We start from the raw sequence: 8,137 nt of genomic DNA, 5'->3' as shown, positions 1-8,137 counted from the left end.
TTTAGTAGCTGTGATGGTAGCTTTTGCTGGTTTAGCTTTATAAACGTTCGTGAAAGCAAGGTTGTCTGCACCTGTTGCAGTTGCAACAAGTTGACCTTGGCCGTTATCTTTAACGACTACTGTTACTTCATAAGCATTTGGATCGTATTCAACTCCGGCTACATCACCTGCTTTTTCAGTAATAGTGAATGTACGAGTTTCTTCTTTTGTGAACGTAAGTTCTGGGAATTGAATCTTACCGTTTGCATCGTTTGAAACAGTGTGGAGAACTGTTCCGTTTTCTTTCAACTCAAATTCAAATTGGCCAGCCTCAATAGCTTTACCGTTCAAGACTTTCTTAGCTTCAAGTTGAAGTTTTGCTTCTGTAGCAGCGTATGAGTTTGTAAATTCTTTCTTAGAATCTTCAAATTTGACGCTTGCTAATTTTTCACCCAAAACATCTTCTACTGTTACAGTCGCTTTAAGGACGTTCGCATCATAAGTGTATCCAGGTTTGTTATCATTAACTTCTTTAATGGTATATTTAAAAGTTCCTGCTTCTTTGTATTTGATTGCCTCGAACTTCACTTTACCATTCTCATCATTTTTGACAGTTTGTAAAACATTACCTTTGTCATCTAGAAGTTGGAAACTAAATGCATCTTTTTCAAGAGCTTTACCTTCAAGTTTCTTGGTTACTTCTAGAGCAACCTCATCCGATTTGGCACCTCCACCAATACCGTCTGTTGTGGTAATTGGTGCAAAACCTTCAAAATCAATTGGTTGAGCTTCCTCGTTTGTAGTTACCGACACGTTATTTAGTACACGTTTAGTAACTTGGTCAACTGGTTTAGTCAAACGAGTACGGTATAGGATGAACAAACCTTTATGATCAAGAGTTCCATCACCATTAGGTGTAATTGAGAAATGGTTCTTATCTGTTACTTGGACATGAGCACTATCCAATTTTGTTCTTCCGTAACCATTTTCCCAGTCTGGGAAGTAGTAACCAGTGATTTCACTTGCAAGAACTTGTCCATCAGGAATAGTATCTTGGATGTTTACACCAGTGTAAGATTTTGCATAGCGGTTAACACGGATACGCCAGTTTACATAGTTAGGGTCGTCTGAATCTTGAACTCCCCATTTAGTAAATCCAGTTGGGTCAACGTCTGGAACGATACGAGTCAGATGATAAACTCCTGCACCAGGAATGTTGATTTCATATTCCTTATTCTTTTCAACATGGTCTGCCCATACTACAGTAAATGATGCAACAATTTGCTTGTTCTCATTAAACTTCTTAAAGTACTCTTCGTTTGTTACTGTAATCTTAGCAGTATTCGTTGCCTTCTCTGTTGTCAGCGTTGCAATCGTATCACCGTTCGGAGCTTTCAAATCTGTAGTAGAATCTACTTCGATTTTGAACTCATTTGGAACGTGATAAACCATGAAATCACCGTTTTTCAGAGTTACATTGTCTGGGAATGCGTAAGTTGTTTTAAGATAGAACTTACCTTCACCATATTTGGCATGATCGACTAATCGGTTCGTATTAATCGTCGGTTCTGTAGTCAAAGTGTACTCTGATTCAGTTTTTTCGGCAGCACTAACTACTCCATTAAGTCTTAGTGCAGGCAAAAAGACCGACACAACCAGTAGCAAGGCCATCAAGCCACGAAAGAGTTTACTAGTTCTCTTTTTCACCACATTATCCTCCTTATTGTCTATAATGGTTCAATTATATTATACAGTTCCATTACAAAATGTCAACTAAAATTTATTTATTTTTATATTAACTTACCATTTCTTTAAATAATAAGCCTAATCATGCATGTTCATCAGCTTTGAAACAAAAAATACAAGCAAGGATTTCGCTTGTATTTAATATATACTAATTTCTTAAAAGGCTACGTATTTAATCCCAATTCTGCTAATATTTGTCGTTTGTAGGCAATCTTTTGGACTTCCTTGTCCTCGTCTCCAGACCAATCTAGTTTAATTTCTGAAACAATCTGCCCAGGACGATTTTTCAAGATATAGATGCGGTCGCTGAGATTGAGGGCCTCTTCGATACTATGCGTTATGATGAGGGTCGTCAGTTGCAACTGTTTGTGAATCTCCAGATACCAAGCATGGAGCTCCATCTTGGTCATTTCATCCAAGGCGCTAAAGGCCTCATCCAAGAGAAAGAGCTTGTGCCCGAAAAGGTAGGTGCGGAGTAAGGCCACACGTTGCCGCATCCCACCACTGAGTTCATGAGGATACTTATCCCGTATAGCAGTCAGCTGGAAGGTCGCAAGGATTTCGTCTGCTTGGGCAATGGCTTCTGCCTTATCCACCTTTTGAATCAAGAGGGGCAGGATGATATTGCCAAGCACCGTCTTATGCTCCAAAAGCAAATCCTTTTGTAACATATAACTCACGCGCCCCTTAGGATTTGCCTCGCCATCAAGGATAATTCGCCCAGACTGGACTTCTAAAATTCCAGCGATTAGGTTAAAGAGGGTGGTCTTTCCAACACCACTAGGTCCCAGGATAGAAACTACTTCACCCGAAGTCACCTGCAGGTTGATGTCCTCTAAAATCTTTTCATCGCCATAGGCATAGCTTACGTGTTCTAGTCTAATTTCTGTCATTATTTTACAAATTCGTTGGTGAAACCTTTATCAGTCAAGTCTTCTTTGAGGATACCATTTTCTTTATCCCACTTGTAGAAGGCATTCCAGCGTTCTGCGTCAAATTGTCCCCACTTCTCCTTGTCGCTTGCATATTCTTTTGACAAGTATTTTTGAGATTCGATGACAAAGTCACGTTTTTCCTTGAGTTCAGGTGCATTCTTGATGAGAATATCTGCAGCTTCTTCTGGGTGTTCCATAGCATATTGGTAGCCTTTTTTGATAGCTTGGATGACTTTGCGAGCTTCTTCTTTGTTGTCTTTTAGATAGTCGTTATTTGCGATGATAACTGGTGAGTAGTAGTCAAACTCCTTGACATAGTCTTTCAAGTACATGAAGTTAGCATCTACGCCTTGCGATTTGGCAAGGATACCATCCCAACCGTAGTAGATCCAAGCAGTGTCAAAGACGCCATTGGCAATCGGTGTGATCGAGTTTGAGTCGTTGTTTGGTACTTTTTCGACCTTCTCAAAGTCTCCACCTTGTGATTCTACTAATGTTTTCAACATAGCTAGCTCCGTTGGATCATTCCAAGTACCGTATTTCTTCCCAACCAAGTCTTTTGGACTAGTTACATTATCAGATTTACGAGAGATGATTCCAGATGTATTGTGTTCAACGATCGCTGCAACGGCAGTGATACCTGCCTCTTTTTCCAATTTCTTAGCCATGTAATCTTGGAAATAGATAGCAAATGGTGCCTTGCCATTGATCACCAAGTCAGATGAGCTTTCTTCTGGTGGCAATTTCAAGTCAACATCCACTCCAGCTTCTTTGAAGTAACCTTTTTCCTTGGCAACATACAGCCCTGTGTGGTTAGTATTTGGTGTCCAGTCTAGGATAAAGTCAATCTTCTTGACTTCTGCTTCTTTGTTGTCCTTAGAAGCAGTTCCTTGGCCACAAGCCACAAGCACGACAGCTAGAAGAGCTGTTACAATCGTTAAAAACACTTTCCATGTTTTCTTCATTTTTATTTCCTCTTTTCTTTTCTAAAACGCTCTATTTTAAGTACGTTTCCATTTAATCACATATTTTTCACTGATATCAACCAATTTCATACCCAAAAGGCTGATAATCGACACCAGAATAATAATGGCAAACATGGTATCATACTGAAACAGTTTTTTAGACTGAATCATATAAACACCAAGACCTTCAAAACCTCCCAGCCACTCGGACACCACTGTTGTGATAAAGGCGTAGGAGACACTGACCCTCAGACCTGCATAAAAGTAAGGCAGACTGACCGGGATTTTAAAATGCCACAGGATTTGCCAAGGATTTGCACGCATCAGACTAAACAAGGTCAGCATATCCTTGTCACAATGCCTAAAACCATCCAAAATGCTGACGATGATAGGGAAGGTTGTCGTCAGGATAATCAAGACAATCTTGGGTAAAATTCCATAGCCTAGCCACAAAACCAGGATAGGAGCTATAGCAATGGTCGGAATGGTCTGAACAACCACCATCATAGGGTAGATAAGATCATTGAGCCAAGTCAGACTGTCCATAAGCACAGCCATGATACAGGCAATCAAGACTCCTAAGACTAGTCCGAGTAAAGCCACTCTCAAGGTCGCCCAGCTATGGTGCCAGAGAAATTCTCTGTCACGAACAAAGGCCTGGAGAATTTCAAAAGGGGTTGGCAGGATAAACTTGGGTAAAAGTTTGAATATTCCCGCTAACTGCCAGATTGACAAGACTCCTAGAAAACCAAATAGACTAATGTGACGTCTCAGTATACTTTTCAAGTTTCTCATCAATACTTAAAATTTCTCCTACATTTATTTTGACATTGGCAAAGACATTATCTGCCTCCTGCCCTGCCACTTCTAGTGCGTCTTTGAGAATACGCATGAGCTCATCCAACTCCCCTTCCAATACCGTTTCAAATGGTGTCACTACCACGGTCACGGACTGAGCTTGCAGATAAGTAATAACCTGATCGATAATAGCAATTCGATCAACCCCCTGCGATAGGGGCAAGACTTGCAAGGCAATGCTTGCTTTCATAAAAACCTCCTTTTCTCAGGTTTCCTTTTGACAAAAAGAAAACCCCTTCCATATATGGAAAAGGTGCAGAATTCGGCTAAGTATCGTTCCCTACGCTGGCATTACCCAGATCAGGTGCGGTCGAAGTTTAACACTTCCTCTCAGACTGTACACAGACTCCCATATCTTATATGGACATATAGTAACGCAAATACAAGGAAAAGTCAAGGAAACTGCTTACAGAAAACTATGAAAAAGAGTTTGAAGGCACGCCCTTCAAACTCTTTCATAACTTTCTTATTTAGCCTCGTACCAAGTTGCTCCTTCATTCTCATCAGCAATGAGTGGAACACTGAGTTGGATGGCTTCTTCCATGGTTTGTTTCACTAGAGCTTTGACAGCTGCTAGTTCTGATTTCGGAACTTCAAGGACGATTTCATCATGCACTTGCAACAGCATCTTGGTCTGATAGCCACCTTCAACTAGAGCTTTGTCTAGCTGGATCATAGCAATCTTGAGGATATCTGCTGCCGAGCCCTGGATAGGAGAGTTAATGGCAGTCCGCTCTGCAAAACCACGAATGTTGAAGTTGCGCGAATTAATATCTGGCAACTCACGACGACGCTTGAAGAGAGTCTCTACATAGCCCTTATCACGCGCCTCACGCACCACTTCATCCATGTAGTTTTTAATACCTGGGAAGCGTTCAAAATAGGTATCGATGTAGGCTTTAGCCTCTTTACGGCTGATGCCCAGATTATTAGACAAACCAAAGTCGGAAATCCCGTAAACCACTCCAAAGTTTACCGCCTTGGCATTACGACGGTCGTTTGGAGTCACATCCTCAGGACGTTCAATTCCAAAGACCCGCATGGCCGTCGAGGTATGGATATCTGCCCCCTCTTGAAAGGCCTTAATCAAGTGCTCATCCTTAGAGATATGCGCCAAAACGCGCAATTCAATCTGTGAATAATCCGAGCTGAGCAGCACGCTATCCTCCCATTCAGGTACAAAAGCCTTACGAATGAGGCGACCTTGTTCCAAACGAACAGGAATATTTTGCAAGTTTGGATCTACACTAGACAGACGTCCGGTCTGAGTCAAATCTTGCACATAGCGCGTGTGGATCTTGCCATCATCCAAAATCCAGTCTTGCAAACCAATCACATAGGTAGATTGAATCTTGGCAATCTGACGGTAATCTAGGATTTTTTTAACAATCGGAGCAATAGGAGCTAGTCGCTCTAGCACATCCACGGCTGTCGAGTAACCTGTTTTGGTTTTCTTAGTGTATTCTAGAGGAAGACCCAGTTTTTCAAAGAGAAGCACGCCCAACTGCTTAGGGGAGTTGATATTAAACTCTTCACCAGCTAGCTCATAAATCTCTTGAGTGAGTTGCTCAATGACGACCTCATTTTCAGCCTGCATCTCAAGCAGGGTTTCTTTTTTGACCTTGATCCCAGCAATTTCCATCTTGGCAAGGACAAAAGCCAGAGGTTGCTCCATGTCATAGAGAAGGTCTAATTGCCCATGTTCACTGAGTTTTTCAAGTAAAACCGGCTCAGTCTCAATCAATACAGCAACCTTGCGAGCCAAGTGCTCCAAGAATTTCTCTCTCTCAGGGATGGCTTTCTTGACACCCTTACCGTAGAAAGTCTCATCATCAGCCAGATAAGTCTGGCCGTAGAGACTCGCAATGGTTGAAATTTCATTGTTCTCGACTGTTGAGAGGAGGTATTTGGCCAAACGACTGTCAAAAGCAGGTGCCTGGAGATTCAAGCCCAAGCGATTTAAAAGAACCTTCGCTTTCTTAAAGTCATACACTTTCAGAGGTGTTTTTTCTAGAAAATCCTTGAGAATCGGCTCCTGCAAGAGCTCAAGTTTATCTGTAGTGTAAAGTTTATCCCCACAGGACCAGGCAAAACCAACCAAATCATCTGTATGGTAATTTTCACCAAAGAGTTCAAAGTGGAAGATAGAGTCGGCACTCAGCATGTCTTGACTGACTTGGTCAACAATAGTGAAATCCAAGCTCTCAGGCGCATCCTTCGACGAAACATTTAGAGCTTGTTTGAGCTGTTTGAAGCCCATCTCATCGTAGAATTTCCCGAGATTTTCCACATTTGGGCCATTATAGACCAAATCATCAAGACCAATCTCAATCGGTGCCTGAGTCTCAATAGTCGCCAAGGTTTTAGACAAAAAGGCTTGTTCCTTGTCATTGATGAGATTTTCCTTCATCTTAGAAGCCTTCATCCCATCGATATTTTCATAAATACCCTCGAGCGAACCATGTTCCAGCAAGAGCTTGATACCCGTCTTTTCACCGATTTTGGTCACCCCAGGGATATTATCAGACTTATCCCCCATAAGAGCCTTAAGATCAATAAACTGAGCTGGTGTGAGGCCCATTTTTTCCATGAGATAGTCGGGTGTAAAGGCCTCAAACTCAGCCACACCTTTCTTGGAAATCTCGACCACCGTATGCTCATCCGTCAACTGGATCAAATCCTTATCTCCGCTAACAATTGTCACATCGAAGGAATCCTTCTCAGCCAAACGTCCTAGAGTCCCGATGATATCATCGGCTTCATACTGGGCCAACTCATAATGGCGAATCCCAAGGTGGTCTAACAACTCACGAATGAAGGGAAATTGCTCACGAAACTCATCTGGAGTTTTAGCACGGCCACCCTTGTAGTCTGCATACATCTCTGTTCGGAAAGTCGTCTTACCAGCATCAAAAGCTACCAAAACATGGCTGGGTTCAACTCGCTCTAAGACATGATTCAACATGAGTTGAAAGCCATAGATTGCATTGGTATGAAGGCCATTAGCATTTTTAAAACGATCTAACTGCTGATAGAGCGCAAAAAAAGCTCGAAAAGCAACAGAAGATCCATCAATTAATAATAATTTTTTCTTGTCCATACACCCATTATAAAGGAAAGCAAGGAAAAATACCATCGGAAAGAGCTGAAAAACTTGGACTTATCCCTATTTCACCATAAAAAAAGAAAAGGACCATTCAAATCCTTTTCTTTTATTGATTTCATGCGATTTATTTGTTCAATTTTCTCTTTGCAAATGGTAGCAAACCAAGAAGGAGACCAATAAATCCTAGCGATGCAACTGCTGAAGCATCTTGGCTTCCTGTATTTGGAAGGAGTTGCTCATCTGTTGCTGCAGGCGCTTTGTAGGTACGATCTTGTTCAGTTCCAAGAGTAGGGTTTGTAGCCAAAGGAGCTACACTGCCAGTGTATTCTGGAACTTCATTTACTGCAGGTTCAATCTTTTCAGCATAGGCTGGAATAGTAGTCACTGCCGGAGCACCACTTTCTGCATAAACTGGAACATTTGCTACGGTTGGGGCACCGCTTTCTGCATAAGGCAGAGTGTTGTTTACTATTGGTGTACCGCTTTCTCCGTAAGCTGGAACATTCGCTACGGCTGGAGCGCCACTTTCTGCATAAGGCAGAGCATTG

Annotated in this window: 7 protein-coding genes and 1 riboswitch; all 7 genes read right to left on the bottom strand. The window is 41.8% G+C overall.

Annotated elements, in window-relative coordinates; translation table 11 throughout:
* A partial coding sequence (locus tag HMPREF3057_RS05360; RefSeq protein WP_257370885.1) for a Spy0128 family protein occupies positions 1-1,686 on the bottom strand: 1,686 nt, incomplete at its 3' end.
* A 203-nt stretch (positions 1,687-1,889) separates the two neighbouring features.
* A complete protein-coding gene (locus HMPREF3057_RS05355) occupies positions 1,890-2,618 on the bottom strand; it encodes an ABC transporter ATP-binding protein (RefSeq protein ID WP_070696757.1) in 729 nt (242 codons plus the stop codon).
* On the bottom strand, positions 2,618-3,625 hold the full coding sequence (locus HMPREF3057_RS05350) for an ABC transporter substrate-binding protein (protein ID WP_070696754.1): 1,008 nt from the start codon (positions 3,623-3,625) through the stop codon (positions 2,618-2,620). Before HMPREF3057_RS05350 ends, HMPREF3057_RS05355 begins: the two co-directional genes overlap by 1 nt.
* A 36-nt stretch (positions 3,626-3,661) precedes the next feature.
* Positions 3,662-4,420 (bottom strand): ABC transporter permease, encoded by a 759-nt coding sequence (locus tag HMPREF3057_RS05345; protein WP_007518131.1) that lies wholly within the window; start codon positions 4,418-4,420, stop codon positions 3,662-3,664.
* Positions 4,383-4,673, bottom strand: a complete 291-nt coding sequence (locus HMPREF3057_RS05340) for a thiamine-binding protein (RefSeq protein ID WP_000647689.1) — start codon at positions 4,671-4,673, stop codon at positions 4,383-4,385. Before HMPREF3057_RS05340 ends, HMPREF3057_RS05345 begins: the two co-directional genes overlap by 38 nt.
* Positions 4,674-4,743: 70 nt before the next feature.
* A riboswitch (TPP riboswitch) is annotated at positions 4,744-4,846 on the bottom strand.
* A gap of 103 nt (positions 4,847-4,949) precedes the next feature.
* Positions 4,950-7,583, bottom strand: coding sequence for a DNA polymerase I (gene polA, locus HMPREF3057_RS05335; protein WP_070696751.1), 2,634 nt, complete (start codon positions 7,581-7,583; stop codon positions 4,950-4,952).
* Between the two features lie 130 nt (positions 7,584-7,713).
* On the bottom strand, positions 7,714-8,137 hold a 424-nt coding region (locus HMPREF3057_RS10020; protein ID WP_142350348.1), incomplete at its 5' end, for an LPXTG cell wall anchor domain-containing protein.

The organism is Streptococcus sp. HMSC072D05 (assembly GCF_001815805.1).
GTDB lineage: Bacteria > Bacillota > Bacilli > Lactobacillales > Streptococcaceae > Streptococcus.
This window is presented reverse-complemented; position numbering and strand designations above follow the sequence as displayed.

Bases quoted from the DNA above. Each gene is read 5' to 3' on its own strand.
- HMPREF3057_RS05350 (WP_070696754.1), bottom strand. From the start codon at position 3,625: ATGAAGAAAACATGGAAAGTGTTTTTAACGATTGTAACAGCTCTTCTA.
- HMPREF3057_RS05345 (WP_007518131.1), bottom strand. From the start codon at position 4,420: ATGAGAAACTTGAAAAGTATACTGAGACGTCACATTAGTCTATTTGGT.
- HMPREF3057_RS05355 (WP_070696757.1), bottom strand. From the start codon at position 2,618: ATGACAGAAATTAGACTAGAACACGTAAGCTATGCCTATGGCGATGAA.
- HMPREF3057_RS05340 (WP_000647689.1), bottom strand. From the start codon at position 4,673: ATGAAAGCAAGCATTGCCTTGCAAGTCTTGCCCCTATCGCAGGGGGTT.
- polA (WP_070696751.1), bottom strand. From the start codon at position 7,583: ATGGACAAGAAAAAATTATTATTAATTGATGGATCTTCTGTTGCTTTT.